We start from the raw sequence: 16,127 nt of genomic DNA on the forward strand, positions 1-16,127 counted from the left end.
GCCGGGCCGCGTCAGGCCGGGGCGCCGACGGTGGGTCGACCGTCACTGGCTCGCCGCATTCGACGACTCGCCGCCCGCCTCGCGCCACGTATCGCGCGCGAGGCACAGATCGGCCCACGCCTTGGCTTTGTCGGGCAGGCTGCGCAGCAGATAGGCCGGGTGATACGTGACGATCACCGGCACGCCCTCGTATTCGTGGACGCGGCCGCGCAGCGACGAAATGCTCGCATCCGTCTTGAGCAGGCTTTGCGCGGCGAAGCGGCCGAGCGCGACGATCAGCTTCGGCTTGACGAGCGCGACCTGCCGTTGCAGATACGGCTCGCAGCGCGCGACTTCGTCGGGCTCGGGATTGCGGTTGCCAGGCGGCCGACACTTGATGACGTTCGCGATATAGACGTTGCTGTCGCGCGCGAGCGTCAGCGAACGCAGCATGTTGTCGAGCAGCTTGCCGGCCTGGCCGACGAACGGTTCGCCCACGCGGTCCTCGTTTTCGCCTGGCGCTTCGCCGATCAGCATCCAGTCCGCGTTCCGATCGCCGACGCCGAATACGGTCTTCGTGCGTTTCTCGCACAGCCGACAGCGCTCGCAGGTCGAGACGCGCTCGCTCAGTGCGTCCCAGTCGAGCGTGTCGATTGCGGGCAGCGCCGGCATGGCGGCGTCGGCGTCGCCCTCGCCCGGCGGATGCAGCGGCAGATCGTCGAACCACGCGAAACCGTCGTCGGGCGGAGCGTCGAAAGAAGACGGCTCCGATGTGCGCGGCGGCTGCGCCACGGCCGGCTCATCGCTTGCGGCGATGGAAGGCTCGCGCTCCGGCTCAGGCGTGCGCGACGGTTGCGCCGTTCGCGGATCGCTGCCGTCGGCTGCGGGTTGCACGCGCTGCTGCTGCCGCGCTTGCGACGCAGGCGGCGCAGCGCGGTCGTGCTTCTCCGCGCCCTGCTGCGCGCTCTCGACGAAGCGCGTGGACTCGGCGGCGCGCCCGGCCGGCTCCGCGCTCTGCGACCGCTCACGCGGCAGCGCTGGCGCTCGTGGCGTCTGAACCCCGTCAGCACGCGGTCCGGTTTCAACCGACGTTCGCGCGTGGACCGCATCGTCGGCCCGTGTGCCCTGCGGCTCGTCGCTCAGCCCGGCAGCCGCTTCCTGCACCGCGCCCATGCCGCGACGCACCCAGCGCGGCGCGAGTCCGAATTCTTCCAATACCGATTCATGCAGCGCCATCCGCGCCCTCCCTGACAAACGATAAACGCATCACGATGGCGTCCTCCCGGCTGCGATGCCGCGCCGGATAATAGTTTTTGCGCCGGCCAATCGACGTAAAGCCGAAGCGCTCATAAAGCCGGATCGCGCGATGGTTCGACGGCCGCACTTCGAGCAGCAGTCCGTCGAGCTTTTCGGCGCGCGTGATGCGCACCGCTTCGCGCAGCAGCGTGAGCCCGGCGCCCGCGCCTTGCGCATCGGGCGCGACGCACAGATTGAGCAAATGCATTTCGTCGACGACGGGCATCAGCACGCAATAGCCAATCAACGTGCCGGTGACGTGCCGCAGACAGATGCCGAAATAGCCGTTGCGCAGCGAGTCGCCGAAGTTACCGCGGCTCCACGGAAATTCATAGGCGAGCTTTTCGATGGCGGCCACTTCGTCCAGATCGCCTTCGGTCATCGGCGACATGTAGCGATCCGCCAGCAGCACGCCGCTCATGGCCGGCCCTCGCGCAACGGGGTGTCCTCCGCACCGTTCGGGCGCTCCGCGAGCGCCGCCGCCTGCTCCGCTTTCGCGGCTTTTTCGGCGATGCGCTCCGCCGTGGTCTGCGCGACCTTGTTGCGCACGTACTCGGGCGCGGCCTGGTCGGCGGGCACCGTGCGTCCCGCGTGGAACGCCCGCAGCGCGGCGTAGGCGAGCGGCAACGCATGCGGCAGCGCGTCGTGATCGACGGTTCGGGCGGCGGACGCGGCCGGCAGACGCGCGCCGAAAGCCGCGGCGGCGTTGCCCGCGAGCGTGAACGGCTCGGCGGGCACGACAAGCTGCTGAGGCGTGTCGAGCGACGCTTGCTGCAAGACGCGCCACTCGCCTTGTGCTTCGTCCCACGCGTAATCGGCCCAGTAAATCTCGTCCATGCGGGCGTCGAGCGCGGCCAGCACGCGCGTCGCGGCCGGATCGCGGCGCCGGGCGCTTTCCGCGCAAACGAGCAAGGTGCTGATCGGCACGACCGGCAGATCGAGGCCGAACGCGAGTCCCTGTGCGACGCCGGTCGCGGTGCGAAGTCCGGTGAAAGAGCCGGGGCCGGAGCCGAATGCGATCGCGTTGCAATCGGCGAGCGTCAGGCCGGCTTCGTCGAAAAGTTCGCGGATTGCGGGCAGAAGCCGCGTGCTGGACACGGCGCCGGTCTGCTCGTGGCGGACCCACGCGCGCGGCCCGGTTTGCACGTGGCCGGCGGCGTCGACGGCGACGGACAACAGCGCGACCGAGCAGAATTCGGTGGAGGTATCGAGGGCAAGAAGCACGGTCTGAGTCATGGACGGTATTGTAATCGGCACGGCGCGCGCGGATGCGGTTTGGGCCCGCATCCGGTTGCCCGTTTGCCGATCAGCGATCGCCGGCGTTTGGAATAAGCCCTCGGCCACGCCGCGGCATGCAATTGTTATGATCGTCGGCCACCCGATCACCGCGCCGGAGCGCATCAAGATGACGAACCTCGACACGCAGTTCACCCAGGCCCAGGAAGACGTCAAGCAACTGCCCGAACGCCCGGGCAACCTCACGCTGCTGCGCCTCTATGCGCTCTTCAAGCAGGCCAGCGAAGGCGACGTGCAGGGCGACAAGCCGGGCTTTACCGACATCGTCGGCAAATACAAGTACGACGCGTGGGCCGCGCTCAAGGGCACAGCGCAGGACGCAGCCAAGCAGCAATACGTGGAACTCGTGGAATCGCTGAAGAGCGGCGCCTCGGCCTGACACGCGTGCGGGCGGGAATCCGGCTGGAAATTCGGCCATAAGCGCAGCCATAAAGCGGCCGAAACACGCGCCCCAACGCACCGCAGCGCCGGGCGGCGCCGCAACTTTCGCGCTAGGAAATATCCTAACAGTGGCGCAGTGCAACAAATACCTATACAATGCTGCCTGCGCTTCACTGCTTTGCCCGGCTTTCTCAAGCGGCCTTTGCGGCGCAGCGCCTCGTAGCGTTTAGCTCCAATCCAGTTTAGAACCTGTCCCCTCCTGCCTAGCCCCCTACGGGCGATCATGTCCCAGGCTGGCGGCAAGCCAATGTTGGCGTGTCGCATCCGATACAGCTTCTAACGAAAAACTCGCCCTCCATTGGTGCGAGTTGCCCCCGTTTTTCGATTTGCTCGCTGCTTCTTTGCTCGCTGAATCCGACGACTTGGGTATGCCGATTGGCGCCGACGTTTTAATTCCCTGTGTTTTAAGGATTCTCATGACTTCGAGCAATACCCCCAGCAGCCCGTTGAACGCCATCGCCGACCAGGCCCTCGGTTTCGCCGACGCACCCGCGCAAGCCGCAGCACCCGCTGTTGCCGCTGCCGCGCCTGCCGTCGCCGCTGAAGCCGCCGCCCCCGCCGGCCCGTCGTTCGCGTCGCTCGGCCTGTCCGCGGATGTCGTCTCCGCGCTGACCGCCGCTGGCTATCAGAACCCGACGCCGGTTCAGCAACGCGCAGTGCCCGCCGCCATCGCCGGCCGCGACCTGATGGTCTCGAGCCCGACCGGTTCGGGCAAGACCGCCGCGTTCATGCTGCCCGCCATCGAGCGTTTCTCGCAATTGCAAAAGGCGCAAGCCAGCCAGCCGCGCGAACCGCGTCCGGCCGACGGCGCCCGCAACACGCGCCGTCCGCAACCGGTTGCACGTCCGACCATGCTGGTTCTGACGCCGACCCGCGAACTCGCGATGCAGGTCACCACCGCCGCCGCCACGTACGGGAAGCACCTGAAGCGCCTGCGCACCGTCAGCATTCTCGGCGGCGTCGCTTATGGTCAGCAATTGATGCTGCTGGCAAAGAACCCGGAAATCCTGGTTGCCACGCCGGGTCGTCTGATCGACCACCTGGAACGCGGCCGTATCGACCTGTCGCAACTGCAGATTCTCGTGCTCGACGAAGCTGACCGCATGCTTGACATGGGCTTCATCGAAGACATCGAAACGATCGTCGCCGCTACGCCGGCTACGCGTCAGACGATGCTGTTCTCGGCCACGCTCGACGGCAAGATCGGTTCGCTGACGGGCCGTCTGCTGAAAGATCCGGAGCGTATCGAGATCGTTCAGCGCCTGGAACAACGCACGAACATCGCGCAAACCGTCCATTACGTGGACGACCGCGATCACAAGGACCGTCTGCTCGACCATCTGCTGCGTGACGAAGGCCTCGACCAGGCTATCGTCTTCACGGCAACCAAGATGGACGCCGATCAACTGGCCGGACGTCTCGCCGACGCCGGTTTCGAATCGGCCGCACTGCACGGCGACCTGCCGCAAGGCGCGCGTAACCGCACGATCAAGGCATTGCGCGAGCGTCGCGTGCGCGTGCTGGTGGCAACGGACGTCGCCGCTCGCGGTATCGACATTCCGGGCATCACGCACGTGTTCAACTACGACTTGCCGAAGTTCGCCGAAGACTACGTGCACCGTATCGGCCGTACTGGCCGCGCCGGTCGCTCGGGCATCGCGGTGAGCCTCGTGCATCACGCCGAACAGGGCGCGCTCAAGCGCATCGAGCGCTTCGTGCGCACGCCGCTGCCGGTGAACGTTGTCGTAGGCTTCGAGCCGCGCAAGTCGGCTCCGTCGGGTAACGGCCGTCCTGGCTTTGGCGGCCGCGGCCGTCCGGGCGGCGGCAATAGCGGCGGCCGTCGCTTCGGCAGCGGCTCGGGCAAGCCGGCCGGCAGCGCAGGCAGCTCGCGCAGCGGCAGCGGCAATGGCAGCGGTTGGGCCGGTAAGCCGGCAGGCAGCGGTTCGCGCGAAGGCTACGGCGGCTCGCGTGACGGCGGCTACGGCGCACGCCGCAGCGACGGTCCGCGTACCGCGCGTCGCGGCAGCTAACGTACGCAGCGCTACGCTCTGCGTAGCAATGAGTTGAATGACCCCGACAGCGCTTCATCGTCGGCTGGTCGACAGAAAAACCGGTGCCCAGGCACCGGTTTTTTTTCGCCTGCGACGCATCGCCGCCCAAATTTCACGATGTGGAAAAAATTTTTGCGTCGTAAAAAATCGTGCTGCACGGCACAACGACGGGCATTGCAGCAGGGAAAATAACGTTTCTTAATGCGGAACGTCGAAGATAAGCCACTGATTATCCGAACAAAGATTTATTGGAAAATCGCGCCCGCCCCGCTATTGCGCGTCTGTCGATTTGCCTAGACTCTTATATAAGACTTCACGAAACGGAACGCTTAGGCGCTGAGCGCCGGCCGGCCCGCTTCGACGAAGACAGAGTCCACCATCTGTTCATTAGGCAACCAAGGAGAAAATCATGACGACGCGCGAAGAACAAGCCCGCCAACTTCAACAGCAATGGGAAACCGATCCGCGCTGGAAAGGCGTCAAGCGCAGCTATACCGCCGAAGACGTGATCCGCCTGCGCGGCTCCGTGCAGGTCGAGCACACGCTCGCGAAGCGCGGCGCCGAAAAGCTCTGGCATAGCGTGAACACCGAGCCGTTCGTCAACTCGCTCGGCGCGTTGACCGGCAATCAGGCGATGCAGCAGGTCAAGGCAGGTCTGAAGGCGATCTATCTGTCGGGCTGGCAGGTCGCGGGCGACGCGAACGTGGCCGGCGAAATGTACCCGGACCAGTCGCTCTACCCGGCGAATTCGGTGCCGCTCGTCGTCAAGCGCATCAATAACACGCTGACGCGCGCCGACCAGATCCAGTGGTCGGAAGGCAAGAATCCGGGCGACGAAGGCTATATCGACTACTTCGCGCCGATCGTCGCGGACGCAGAGGCCGGTTTTGGCGGCGTGCTGAACGCGTTCGAACTGATGAAGGCGATGATCGAAGCCGGCGCCGCGGGCGTGCACTTCGAAGACCAGCTCGCCTCGGTGAAGAAATGCGGCCACATGGGCGGCAAGGTGCTCGTGCCGACGCGCGAAAACATCGCCAAGCTGACCGCCGCGCGTCTCGCCGCCGACGTCTCCGGCGTGCCGACCGTGCTGCTCGCCCGCACCGATGCGGAAGCCGCCGACCTGATCACATCGGACGTCGACGAAAACGACAAGCCGTTCCTGACCGGCGAGCGCACCGTCGAAGGTTTCTATCGCACGAAGCCGGGTCTCGAACAGGCGATCTCGCGCGGCCTCGCCTACGCGCCCTACGCCGACATGATCTGGTGCGAAACGGGCAAGCCGGACCTCGAGTTCGCGAAGAAATTCGCCGACGCGATCCACAAGGAGTATCCGGACCAACTGCTGTCGTACAACTGCTCGCCGTCGTTCAACTGGAAGAAGAACCTGGACGACGCGACCATCGCCAAATTCCAGCGCGAACTGGGCGCCATGGGCTACAAGTTCCAGTTCATCACGCTGGCCGGGTTCCATGCGCTGAACTACTCGATGTTCAACCTCGCGCACGGCTACGCGCGCAATCAGATGACGGCGTTCGTCGAGATGCAGCAGGCCGAATTCGCGGCAGCGGAAAAGGGCTTCACCGCCGTCAAGCATCAGCGCGAAGTGGGCACCGGCTATTTCGACGCGGTCACGCAGACGGTCGAGCGCGAAGCATCCACGACGGCGCTGCACGGCTCGACGGAAGACGAGCAGTTCTTCGACAAGAAAGTCGCGTAACGGTCTCGCGACCTGATCGCAAAAATGAAAGGCAGATAGACAGCGGACGGGCGGCGCAGCGGTTGCGCCGGCTGGCCGCCGTCGGCAGGGAGGAGCTTCGGCGGCGCATCGGCGGTTCTTGTGCGCAGCGCCGGAGGGAGTTGACGGTAAGGCGGGGGCTGCATAAAGCCAGCACAGCCAGGCATCACCGGATTGTGCGGCGAATGGACGACGCGCCGGCCCAGGCGCCGGCGCGTTCTCCACTATCGGCGATCACGACGGCCGTAACGACGGCCGTAACGACGGCGGTAACGACGGCGATAACGACGACGATAAGCGCCGGTATCCGCGATTTCAGCGATACACCAGCACGGGAATTTTCGTGTGCGTGAGCACGCGCTGCGTTTCGCTGCCGATCAGCAGACTGCCGAGACCGCGCCGTCCGTGCGACGCCATGAAGATCACATCGCAGCCACCGCGCTCCGCGGCTTCGATGATCCCGAGATACGGCGCGGGATGCACGCTCGTGCGTCGATCGACGACCACGCCGACGCGGCTCGCCGCAAATTCGACTTCGCGCAGATGCTCTTGCGCTTCGCGCTCGCTGCGGTTGAGAAACTCCGACGGCGGTTCGACGGCGATCTCGGAGAACGGCGCGTACGGATATTGCGGCAGGCACGCGTACGCGGTAATTCGCGCGCCGACCGCCTGCGCGAGATCGATGGCGCCCGCGATCGCTTTGCGCGAGAGGTCCGAACCGTCGGTCGGGACGAGAATGTGCCTGAACATGTGCCCTCCGTTTGCGTGCCCGGTTGGGTTGCTGCTGCGGTTGCGGGTCGGATTTGAGCAATCCCCGCGACGCTTTTCATCCACGCCTTAAAACCGATTGTAGGCCGCAGAAACCGGCGCCCAGGTCTTATTGCGGGTCTGTCCGAATATCGAAAACCCGTTGCGCGGCGTCATCCCCAGTAATCTGGAAGGCCATACGTATGCTTGAGAAAATCCAGGAACAGCCGCACGCGCAGCGGCAAATGGCGGCGCTGCGGAAACACCGCATGAATGCCGATGGGCGGCGCGGCGAACTCGTCGAGCACGCTGACGAGCCGGCCCGCCGCGATGTCCGCGCCGACTTCCCACCACGAGCGCCACGCGAGGCCGTGGCCTTCGAGGCACCACTCGTGCAGCACCGCGCCGTCCGAGCATTCCATCGTGCCCGATACCTTGATCGATACCACTTTGCCGTCCTGCTGGAACATCCAGCCGCGCTGCTGATTGGCGCTCGCGCCGAGCGCGAGACAGTTGTGCTGCGCGAGATCCGCGAGGCTGTGCGGCGCGCCGCGCCGGCTCAGATACGCCGGCGACGCCACGCACACGCGCCGGTTTTCGCCCAACTTGAGCGACACGAGCGACGAATCAGGCAATTCGCCGAGCCGCACCGCGCAATCGAAACCTTCGTTGACCAGATCGACGAGCCGGTCCGACAGATCGAGCGTGATCGACACATCGGGATGCGCGACGGTGAACGCCGGCACCAGCGGCGCGACGTGCCGGCGTCCGAAGCCGGCCGGCGCGGAAACGCGCAAATGCCCGCTCGCCTTCACGCCGCCCGCCGACACGCTCGCCTCGGCGTTCTGCATGTCGTGAATGATGCGCTGACAGTCCTCGAGAAACGCCGAGCCTTCGAAGGTCAGTGTGATCTTGCGGGTCGTGCGCACCAGCAGCTTGACGCCGAGGCGCTCTTCGAGCGCGTCGATACGGCGGCCGATGATCGCCGGCGCCACGCCTTCGGCAAGCGCCGCGGCGGACAGGCTGCCTTTGGCCGCGACTGTGACGAAAGTCTCGATCTGCTTGAAACGGTCCATGGAAGAAGCGCCGCTCGCGCGGCAAAGTTGGCCGGTGCGCGCCAGATTAGGTGGATGAAAGTAAAAGATCAAGTGATCTTTAGCCTCTTTTTTAGCGCGCAGTACCGCTAATACAATCTGTCCCGACCTCTGACAGGAGCGCACGGCAATGTCGGCCACAACGACACTCTCCCCAAAAGCCATCATTTTCGACGCCTACGGCACGCTGTTCGACGTGCACTCGGTGGTCGCCGCGGCGGAGCAGATCTTCCCCGGGCGCGGCGACGCGCTCTCCCAGTTGTGGCGCCAGAAACAGATCGAATACACGCAGTTGCGCACGCTTGCCGATGCCGGCGAAGGCGCCGCGCACTATCGGCCGTTCTGGGACATCACGCTCGACGCTCTGCGCTTTTCCGCGAAAAAACTTCAGCTCACGCTCGGCCGTACCGCGGAAAAACGTCTGATGGACGAATACGCGTGTCTGTCGGCGTTTCCCGATGCGGTGCCGGCGCTGCGTCTGTTGCGCGATGGGGTTTCGTCGTCAGCGGCGACTAGCGCGCGCCCCGGCCTCGCGATTCTCTCCAACGGCAATCCGCAAATGCTCGACGTCGCCGTGAAAAGCGCGGGCATGAGTGGCCTCTTCGACCAGGTGCTTTCCGTCGACGCCGTGCGCGCCTACAAACCCGCGCCCGTCGCGTACGCGCTCGGCACCCAGGCTTTCGGTGTGGAGCCGCGCGAGATCGTCTTCGTTTCGTCGAACGGCTGGGACGTGGCGGGCGCGACGTGGTTCGGCTTCACGACGTTCTGGCTCAACCGCCAGAACGCGCCGCTCGAGGAACTGGGCGTGACGCCGCACGGCACGGGCGCGGGCATGAACGATCTGCTGGCTTTCGTGAACACGCTCGCATCTGCCGGCGATGCGCCGCGCCCAAGCCGCGCTACCGCCGCGAGCCGCACGCGCCGTCCGCGCAGCAGCGGGGGCGCATAGCCACGCTCCGTAGCCGACTCATCAAGCCCACTCAAACGATTACAACCGCACCTCAACTTTGCATCTTCGCAATCTGACCGACCAAGGAGAAAACATGGCGAATTCGCTGCCATCGCTGTCATCGTTAGACCTGCCGCAAGGCATGGAAATCACCGGCGAAATCAAGCCCGGTTATGAAGCGATTCTCACGCGCGAGGCGCTCGAGCTCGTCGCCGCGCTGCATCGCACGTTCGAGCCGCGCCGTCAGCAGTTGCTGCAGGCACGCGCCGAACGGACCAAGCGCCTCGACGCTGGCGAGCGCCCCGACTTCCTCGCCGAGACGAAGAGCGTGCGCGAAGGCGACTGGACCATCGCGCCGCTGCCGCGCGACCTGCAATGCCGCCGCGTGGAAATCACCGGGCCGGTCGAGCGCAAGATGATCATCAACGCGCTGAACTCGGGCGCGGATTCGTACATGACCGACTTCGAGGATTCGAATGCGCCGAGCTGGGAGAACCAGATCATCGGCCATATCAACCTGAAGGACGCGGTGCGCCGCACGATTTCGCTCGAGCAGAACGGCAAGAGCTACAGGCTGAACGACAAGGTCGCCACGCTGATCGTGCGTCCGCGCGGCTGGCATCTCGACGAAAAGCACGTGAAGGTGGACGGCAAGCGCGTGTCGGGCGGCATCTTCGATTTCGCGCTCTTCATGGTGCACAACGCGAAGGAACTGGTCGCGCGCGGCTCGGGCCCCTACTTCTATCTGCCGAAGATGGAGAGCCATCTCGAAGCGCGTCTGTGGAACGACATCTTCGTCGCCGCGCAGGAAGCGGTCGGCGTGCCGCGCGGCACGATTCGCGCGACCGTGCTGATCGAAACCATTCTCGCCGCGTTCGAAATGGACGAGATCTTGTACGAGCTGCGCGAACATAGCTCGGGCCTGAACGCCGGCCGCTGGGACTACATCTTTTCCGCGATCAAGAAGTTCAAGTCCGACCGCGACTTCTGCCTTGCGGACCGCTCGCAGATCACGATGACGTCGCCCTTCATGCGCGCCTATGCGCTGTTGCTGCTGAAGACTTGCCATCGCCGCAATGCGCCGGCTATCGGCGGAATGAGCGCGCTGATTCCGATCAAGAACGATCCGGCCGCGAACGACAAGGCCATGGCCGGCGTGCGCTCGGACAAGGCGCGCGATGCCGGCGACGGCTATGACGGCGGCTGGGTCGCGCATCCGGGCCTCGTGCCGATCGCGATGGAAGAGTTCGTGAAGGTGCTCGGCGACAAGCCGAACCAGATCGGCAAGCAACGCGACGACGTGCTCGTGACCGCGACGGATCTCACGGACTTCCGCCCGGAAGCGCCGATCACCGAAGCGGGTCTGCGCAACAACATCAACGTCGGGATTCACTACCTGGGCTCATGGCTCGCGGGCAACGGCTGCGTGCCGATCCATAACCTGATGGAAGATGCCGCGACCGCCGAGATTTCGCGCTCGCAAGTGTGGCAGTGGATTCGCTCGCCGAAGGGCACACTCGACGACGGCCGCAAGGTCACGGCGGAACTGGTGCGCGAACTCGCCGTGCAGGAACTCGACAAGGTGAAGCAGGCTGTCGGCGGCGATACGAAGCCGTACGAGCGCGCGGCGCAGATCTTCGAGCAGATGTCGACGTCGGAGCAGTTCACGGACTTCCTGACGCTGCCGCTCTACGAGGAAATCTGAGCAAGGGCGCCCGCGTCGCAATGCAGTGGCGAGCGGGCGCACGGCGGGCGCAAAGAATGACCGGCCTTACGGCCCGCGAGGCTTGCTGTCTCGCGGGCTGTTTTTTTTGCGGCGTGCCGGCGCTTGTGCGGGCTATCTATCAGCGCGTCGCGCGATACTTGACCCAATCGCCGGATTTGATTTCCGGCAGTCCCTTCACCGTGTTCGGCGCGACCGGATAGAAGCGGCAGTTCACCACATTGCCGTCCACTTTCACCATCACGTCGCGAGCCAGAAAACGATCTTCGACGCCGGGATACACGGCCTCGATTTCGTCGAGTACGGCGACGAGTTCATCGTCGATTTCGTACACATCGCCGATCACGTCCACACCCTGATCGTCGACCACCAGGCCCGGATACGAGCCGAAGTCGAACAGATGGCCGCGAACCGTGGCCGTGCCGAGCAGCGTCGGCTCGGCGATCTCGTTGCGCGCCGCAGCTTCGCGGATGTCGTTTACTTCGCCCGCTCGCAGCGTGCCGTAGACAAAGACGGTTTGCATCGTCGTTCGTGCTCCTCGAGTATGTGGTCGGTCAGACTGGCCATTATGCAACGTCGCAAAGCGCGCACGCTCTACAATAGGAAACCGCCCGCCCGCGATCGCGCTTCGTTCAGTGGCGTTTCGTTTTATGGATCGACCTTTGCCCATGACTCCGTACGCCGGCTCGGACCGCTCGAGCTTCGTCAGCCTGACCGACACGCCGCCAGAATTTCAGCCGAACGAAGCGCACCCGATTCGCGTGCGCTCGCGTCCTATGCCGATGGGTTCGCACTTCGCGCGTCACCAGCATGCGTGGGCGCAGGTCGCGTATGCGTCGCGCGGCGTGTTGCGCGTCGCCACAACCGGCACGACGTGGATGGTGCCGCCCTCGCGCGCCATCTGGGTGCCGCCGCATGTGACGCACGAAGTCGTGGCCGTCGAAGACGCGTTTCTACGCACGTTGTACATCACCGAAAGCACGGTGCCCGCGGGGCTCGACGCGCCCCGTGTCGTCGAAGTGTCGAATCTGCTGCGCGAAGTCATTGCCGCGCTGGATACGCCCGGCCTCTCGCCCGCGCGCGAGCGCCTGCTTGGCGCACTCGCGCTCGACGAGCTGACGCGTTCCCAGCCGCTGCCCCTTTCGGTGCCGATGCCCAACGAAAAGCGCCTGCGCGCGCTCTGCGAAGCGGTGATCGCCGACCCGACGCCCGGTGAATCGCTAGAGCAATGGGCGGCGAGCGTGGGCGCGAGCACGCGCACCATCGCGCGGCTTTTTCGGCAGGAACTCGGCGTGAGCTTTTCGCAATGGCGCCAGCAGGCGATTCTGGCGCGCGCGATTCCGCTGCTGAGCCAGGGACGGCCGCTGTCGCACGTCGCGCAAGAGTTGGGCTATCAAAGCCAGAGCGCTTTTTCTGCGATGTTTCGCCGTGCCTTTGGCGAAAGCCCGCGCGCGTTTATCGAGCGCGGCTCGGAACATCGGCTGGAAAATGGCGAAAGCGCTGACGACGCCGATCAAGACGAAATTTCTCTTGAACAGACTTTGCCGACGAGCGCCGATCCGATCGCGCCGGGCGCGGACCGCCGCTAAGCGCCGCTCGGCGAACTCAAACCCGCCGCGCCAGATGACGAATCGCGCCGAGTTGCGCGAGGCGCGGCCCCGCGAGCTTGTAGCCCTTGCGCTGATAGAGACGTGCCGCGGGATTGTCGACGAACACGCGCAGTTGCAGCTCGCGTAGTCCACGTTCGCGCGCCCATTGGTGCGACATGTCGAGCAGGTAGGTGCCGGCGCCGAGCCGCCGGTAGCCCTCGGCGATTTGCACGTCGCGAATATGCAGCGAATCGCCCTCCTGCGTGATGCGCAGAACGCCGATCGGCTTGCCGTCCATTTCGAGGATGAAGTTTTCGGACTCGCGCCAACTGCCGAGAAAAAGATCGCCGCGCCAGACGAGATGATGCCGCTGATAGTAGCCGCCCATGTTGCCGTGAGTCAGCGCCTCGGCGAACTCGAAGTCGTCCATGCTGGCTTTGCGCAGATGGAACGGTGACGGAGCTTCGGTTGGATCGAACATGGCGGCACGACGAAGAGAAGTCGGATAAACGGTAAAACAGGCCGCGCGCGCTGGCAATGGCTGTTTGTCCCGAGCATAGCCAGGCGGAAAGGCAGCGCAAATAAAAAAAGCCCACTTCTTTCGAAGTGGGCTTTCCAAAATCTGGCGGAGCGGACGGGACTCGAACCCGCGACCCCCGGCGTGACAGGCCGGTATTCTAACCAACTGAACTACCGCTCCAGATTTTTACAACTGACCGGCAAGTGAGAAGCAAGGCTTTGCTCGCTCGCCAACCGCACCGTTCAACTTCTTACCGAACGACGCCGATGTTCTGGCGTCCCCTAGGGGATTCGAACCCCTGTACTCACCGTGAAAGGGTGATGTCCTAGGCCTCTAGACGAAGGGGACAACGTACTGCTTACACCTTTAATGAAAAAGCCCGTTCAAGTTTGCATGAACGGGCTTTGTCTGGCGGAGTGGACGGGACTCGAACCCGCGACCCCCGGCGTGACAGGCCGGTATTCTAACCGACTGAACTACCACTCCAGTCTTTACACCCTGGCTTGCGAGCGTCGGTTATGTCTCTGCAAGCTGCGCTGCTTTACTGCTAAAGCGACGCTGATGTTTGGCGTCCCCTAGGGGATTCGAACCCCTGTACTCACCGTGAAAGGGTGATGTCCTAGGCCTCTAGACGAAGGGGACATAATCTTTTCAGACTCTGTCTTTAACTCGCTGCTGACTCGAATCAACTGAGATACTAACCGCACTTACTGGTCAGATATTCGTTTCGTCAACTGCGAAGACCGCTATTTTAACTACGATACAGCGGCTTGTGAAGTCTTTTTTGCTACAAGCTCCAGACTTCGGAACGACTTCACTCTGCTCTGATGGTGGAGGTAAGCGGGATCGAACCGCTGACCTCTTGCATGCCATGCAAGCGCTCTCCCAGCTGAGCTATACCCCCCTTGCAGAACAGAAACGAGATTCTAGAGGCCGTTTTGCGCTTTGTAAATACCCTTTGAGCAACTGCCTGCGACTTTTTTCCGAACTCGCACGCAAACCATCTCAATGCACGGGCGAATGCGCTTGCGCCCTTCCGCGTCTTAAGCCAGCGCCTTCTCGATACGGCTCACGACAACCTCACGCCCGAACAGCATCAGCACCGTATCGATCGACGGCGTATGCGTCGTGCCCGCCACCAGCAAACGAACCGGCATCGCCAGTTGCGGCATCTTCAGCTTGTGCGCGGAAAGCGTTGCCTTGAGCGCGGCGGCGATGGCTTCCTTGGTCCACTCGACCGTTTTCAGCGCGGCGGCCAGTTCGCCGAGCGCCGGGCGCACCGCATCGGTCACGTGCTGCGCGAGGGCTTCGGCATCCGGCGCCGGCGTGCGATAGAACATCGCCGCGTTCTGGGCGATCTCCTTGACCGTGGACGCGCGATCTTTCAGCAAGCCCACCACCGCGGTCAGATCGGCGCCTTGCGCAATCGTCGCTTCGTCGATACCCAGGTCGGCGAGGAATGGACGCGCGAGGCCGGCGAGGCGCGCGTTATCCGCTTCCTTGATGTAGTGCGCGTTGAGCCAGTTGAGTTTGTCGTGGTCGTACTGCGCCGGCGACTTGCCCAGATGCTCGAGATCGAACCATTCGACGAACTGCTCGCGCGAGAAAATCTCGGCGTCGCCATGCGACCAGCCAAGGCGCGCGAGATAGTTCACCACCGCTTCCGGCAGATAGCCGGCGTCGCGATAACCCATCACGCTCATTGCGCCGTGACGCTTGCTCATCTTTTCGCCCTGCTCGTTGAGCACGGTCGGCAGATGCGCGTAGACGGGCGGCTCGGCGCCGAGCGCGCGCAGAATGTTGATCTGCCGCGGCGTGTTGTTCACGTGGTCGTCGCCGCGAATGACGTGCGTGATGCGCATGTCCAGGTCGTCCACCACCACGCAGAAGTTGTAGGTCGGCGTGCCGTCCGGCCGCGCGATCACGAGGTCGTCGAGTTCCTCGTTCGAAATCTCGATGCGCCCTTTCACCGCATCGTCCCAGGCGACCACGCCGGTCAGCGGATTACGGAAGCGCAGCACGGGCTGCACGCCCGCCGGCGGCTCGGGCAGCACTTTGCCCGGCTCGGGACGCCATGTGCCGTCATAACGCGGCTTTTCGCCGGCTTCGCGTTGACGCTCGCGCAGCGCGTCGAGTTCTTCCGTCGACATGTAGCACGGGTACACGAGCCCGGCGCTCTGCATCTGCGCGAGCACTTCGCGATAACGGTCCATGCGCTGCATCTGGTAGAACGGGCCTTCGTCGAAATCGAGGCCGAGCCATTCCATGCCTTCCAGAATGGCGTCGACGGATTCAGTCGTGGACCGCTCGACGTCGGTGTCCTCGATCCGCAGCACGAAGGTCCCTTTCATCTTGCGCGCGAACGCCCACGGATAGAGCGCGGAGCGGATGTTGCCGAGGTGAATGAAGCCGGTGGGACTCGGTGCGAAGCGGGTGCGAACGGAGGTGGTCATTGGCGGTTACTCGAAGACGGGCGCCGGCGTCGGACAGACATCGCCCGTCAGGCGCGGCAGCGAAGCGCGCCCGGACGGCACAAAGGCTGCCGCGCGCGGACACGAAGGAATCAAAGCAAGAGCCGAATTATACCTTTCACGGACGGCCCGCCCGCCCTCGTCCGAATGGCCTGGCGAGGCCCCAGGGAAGCGTCCGTGCAACGTTTCATTACGCGCCGCCGCGAGCGCGCCGCTTTGCTTTATGATGTGCGCGC

General features: G+C 64.3%; 14 protein-coding genes and 5 tRNA genes. 6 read left to right on the forward strand and 13 right to left on the reverse strand.

Annotated features, from left to right (window positions below; translation table 11 throughout):
* Positions 1–42: 42 nt before the first annotated feature.
* Genes CUJ91_RS10395 through tsaB form a run of 3 tightly spaced genes read right to left on the reverse strand, consistent with a single transcriptional unit; the run spans position 43 to position 2,511 of the window.
* The gene (locus CUJ91_RS10395; protein ID WP_107706674.1) at positions 43–1,215 is read right to left on the reverse strand and encodes a uracil-DNA glycosylase family protein; all 1,173 of its coding nucleotides are present in this window, start codon (positions 1,213–1,215) and stop codon (positions 43–45) included.
* Positions 1,202–1,696 carry a ribosomal protein S18-alanine N-acetyltransferase gene (gene rimI / locus CUJ91_RS10400; RefSeq protein WP_006052994.1) on the reverse strand — a complete coding sequence of 165 codons (495 nt, stop codon included), beginning with the start codon at positions 1,694–1,696 and terminating at the stop codon, positions 1,202–1,204. The genes CUJ91_RS10395 and rimI overlap by 14 nt, the downstream gene beginning before the upstream one ends.
* Positions 1,693–2,511 carry a tRNA (adenosine(37)-N6)-threonylcarbamoyltransferase complex dimerization subunit type 1 TsaB gene (gene tsaB, locus CUJ91_RS10405; protein ID WP_107706820.1) on the reverse strand — a complete coding sequence of 273 codons (819 nt, stop codon included), beginning with the start codon at positions 2,509–2,511 and terminating at the stop codon, positions 1,693–1,695. Before tsaB ends, rimI begins: the two co-directional genes overlap by 4 nt.
* A 169-nt stretch (positions 2,512–2,680) precedes the next feature.
* Between tsaB and CUJ91_RS10410 the strand changes: the two genes are divergently transcribed.
* The 3 genes from CUJ91_RS10410 to aceA all read left to right on the forward strand — a co-directional run bounded on the left by CUJ91_RS10410 (position 2,681) and on the right by aceA (position 6,780).
* Complete coding sequence (locus tag CUJ91_RS10410; protein WP_006052992.1) at positions 2,681–2,950, forward strand: acyl-CoA-binding protein; 270 nt, start codon at positions 2,681–2,683, stop codon at positions 2,948–2,950.
* A gap of 478 nt (positions 2,951–3,428) precedes the next feature.
* Positions 3,429–5,042 (forward strand): DEAD/DEAH box helicase, encoded by a 1,614-nt coding sequence (locus CUJ91_RS10415; protein ID WP_006052991.1) that lies wholly within the window; start codon positions 3,429–3,431, stop codon positions 5,040–5,042.
* 430 nt (positions 5,043–5,472) lie between these two features.
* Complete coding sequence (gene aceA, locus CUJ91_RS10425; RefSeq protein ID WP_006052990.1) at positions 5,473–6,780, forward strand: isocitrate lyase; 1,308 nt, start codon at positions 5,473–5,475, stop codon at positions 6,778–6,780.
* Positions 6,781–7,113: 333 nt separating this feature from the next.
* Here the strand turns inward: aceA and CUJ91_RS10430 are convergent, their stop codons facing one another.
* On the reverse strand, positions 7,114–7,548 hold the full coding sequence (locus CUJ91_RS10430) for a universal stress protein (RefSeq protein WP_006052989.1): 435 nt from the start codon (positions 7,546–7,548) through the stop codon (positions 7,114–7,116).
* 170 nt (positions 7,549–7,718) lie between these two features.
* On the reverse strand, positions 7,719–8,621 hold the full coding sequence (locus tag CUJ91_RS10435) for a LysR family transcriptional regulator (RefSeq protein ID WP_006052988.1): 903 nt from the start codon (positions 8,619–8,621) through the stop codon (positions 7,719–7,721).
* 148 nt (positions 8,622–8,769) lie between these two features.
* Between CUJ91_RS10435 and CUJ91_RS10440 the strand changes: the two genes are divergently transcribed.
* Together CUJ91_RS10440 and aceB are read left to right on the forward strand one after the other, a co-directional pair.
* Positions 8,770–9,588 carry a haloacid dehalogenase type II gene (locus tag CUJ91_RS10440; protein WP_107706672.1) on the forward strand — a complete coding sequence of 273 codons (819 nt, stop codon included), beginning with the start codon at positions 8,770–8,772 and terminating at the stop codon, positions 9,586–9,588.
* A gap of 94 nt (positions 9,589–9,682) precedes the next feature.
* A complete protein-coding gene (gene aceB / locus CUJ91_RS10445) occupies positions 9,683–11,293 on the forward strand; it encodes a malate synthase A (protein WP_107706671.1) in 1,611 nt (536 codons plus the stop codon).
* A 139-nt stretch (positions 11,294–11,432) separates the two neighbouring features.
* On the opposite strand, the gene CUJ91_RS10450 is transcribed toward aceB, so the two are convergent.
* A complete protein-coding gene (locus CUJ91_RS10450; protein ID WP_006052985.1) occupies positions 11,433–11,834 on the reverse strand; it encodes a gamma-glutamylcyclotransferase family protein in 402 nt (133 codons plus the stop codon).
* Between the two features lie 145 nt (positions 11,835–11,979).
* Here CUJ91_RS10450 and CUJ91_RS10455 point away from each other — a divergent pair, with 145 nt between their 5' ends.
* Positions 11,980–12,900: an AraC family transcriptional regulator gene (locus CUJ91_RS10455; protein ID WP_244230929.1), complete on the forward strand. Its 921-nt coding sequence runs from the start codon at positions 11,980–11,982 to the stop codon at positions 12,898–12,900.
* Positions 12,901–12,916: 16 nt separating this feature from the next.
* Here CUJ91_RS10455 and CUJ91_RS10460 read toward each other — a convergent pair whose 3' ends face one another.
* From CUJ91_RS10460 to gltX, 7 genes are all read right to left on the reverse strand, one after another.
* Positions 12,917–13,381 (reverse strand): GNAT family N-acetyltransferase, encoded by a 465-nt coding sequence (locus CUJ91_RS10460; protein WP_013338845.1) that lies wholly within the window; start codon positions 13,379–13,381, stop codon positions 12,917–12,919.
* Between the two features lie 142 nt (positions 13,382–13,523).
* Positions 13,524–13,600, reverse strand: a tRNA-Asp gene (locus tag CUJ91_RS10465).
* A gap of 92 nt (positions 13,601–13,692) precedes the next feature.
* A tRNA-Glu gene (locus CUJ91_RS10470) sits at positions 13,693–13,768 on the reverse strand.
* A gap of 61 nt (positions 13,769–13,829) precedes the next feature.
* Positions 13,830–13,906, reverse strand: a tRNA-Asp gene (locus CUJ91_RS10475).
* A gap of 80 nt (positions 13,907–13,986) precedes the next feature.
* Positions 13,987–14,062, reverse strand: a tRNA-Glu gene (locus CUJ91_RS10480).
* Between the two features lie 186 nt (positions 14,063–14,248).
* A tRNA-Ala gene (locus tag CUJ91_RS10485) sits at positions 14,249–14,324 on the reverse strand.
* Positions 14,325–14,463: 139 nt separating this feature from the next.
* Complete coding sequence (gltX, locus tag CUJ91_RS10490) at positions 14,464–15,873, reverse strand: glutamate--tRNA ligase (protein WP_114156175.1); 1,410 nt, start codon at positions 15,871–15,873, stop codon at positions 14,464–14,466.
* Between the last annotated feature and the right edge of the window lie 254 nt (positions 15,874–16,127).

The sequence above is a fragment of the Paraburkholderia graminis genome, from assembly GCF_003330785.1.
Lineage (GTDB): Bacteria > Pseudomonadota > Gammaproteobacteria > Burkholderiales > Burkholderiaceae > Paraburkholderia > Paraburkholderia graminis.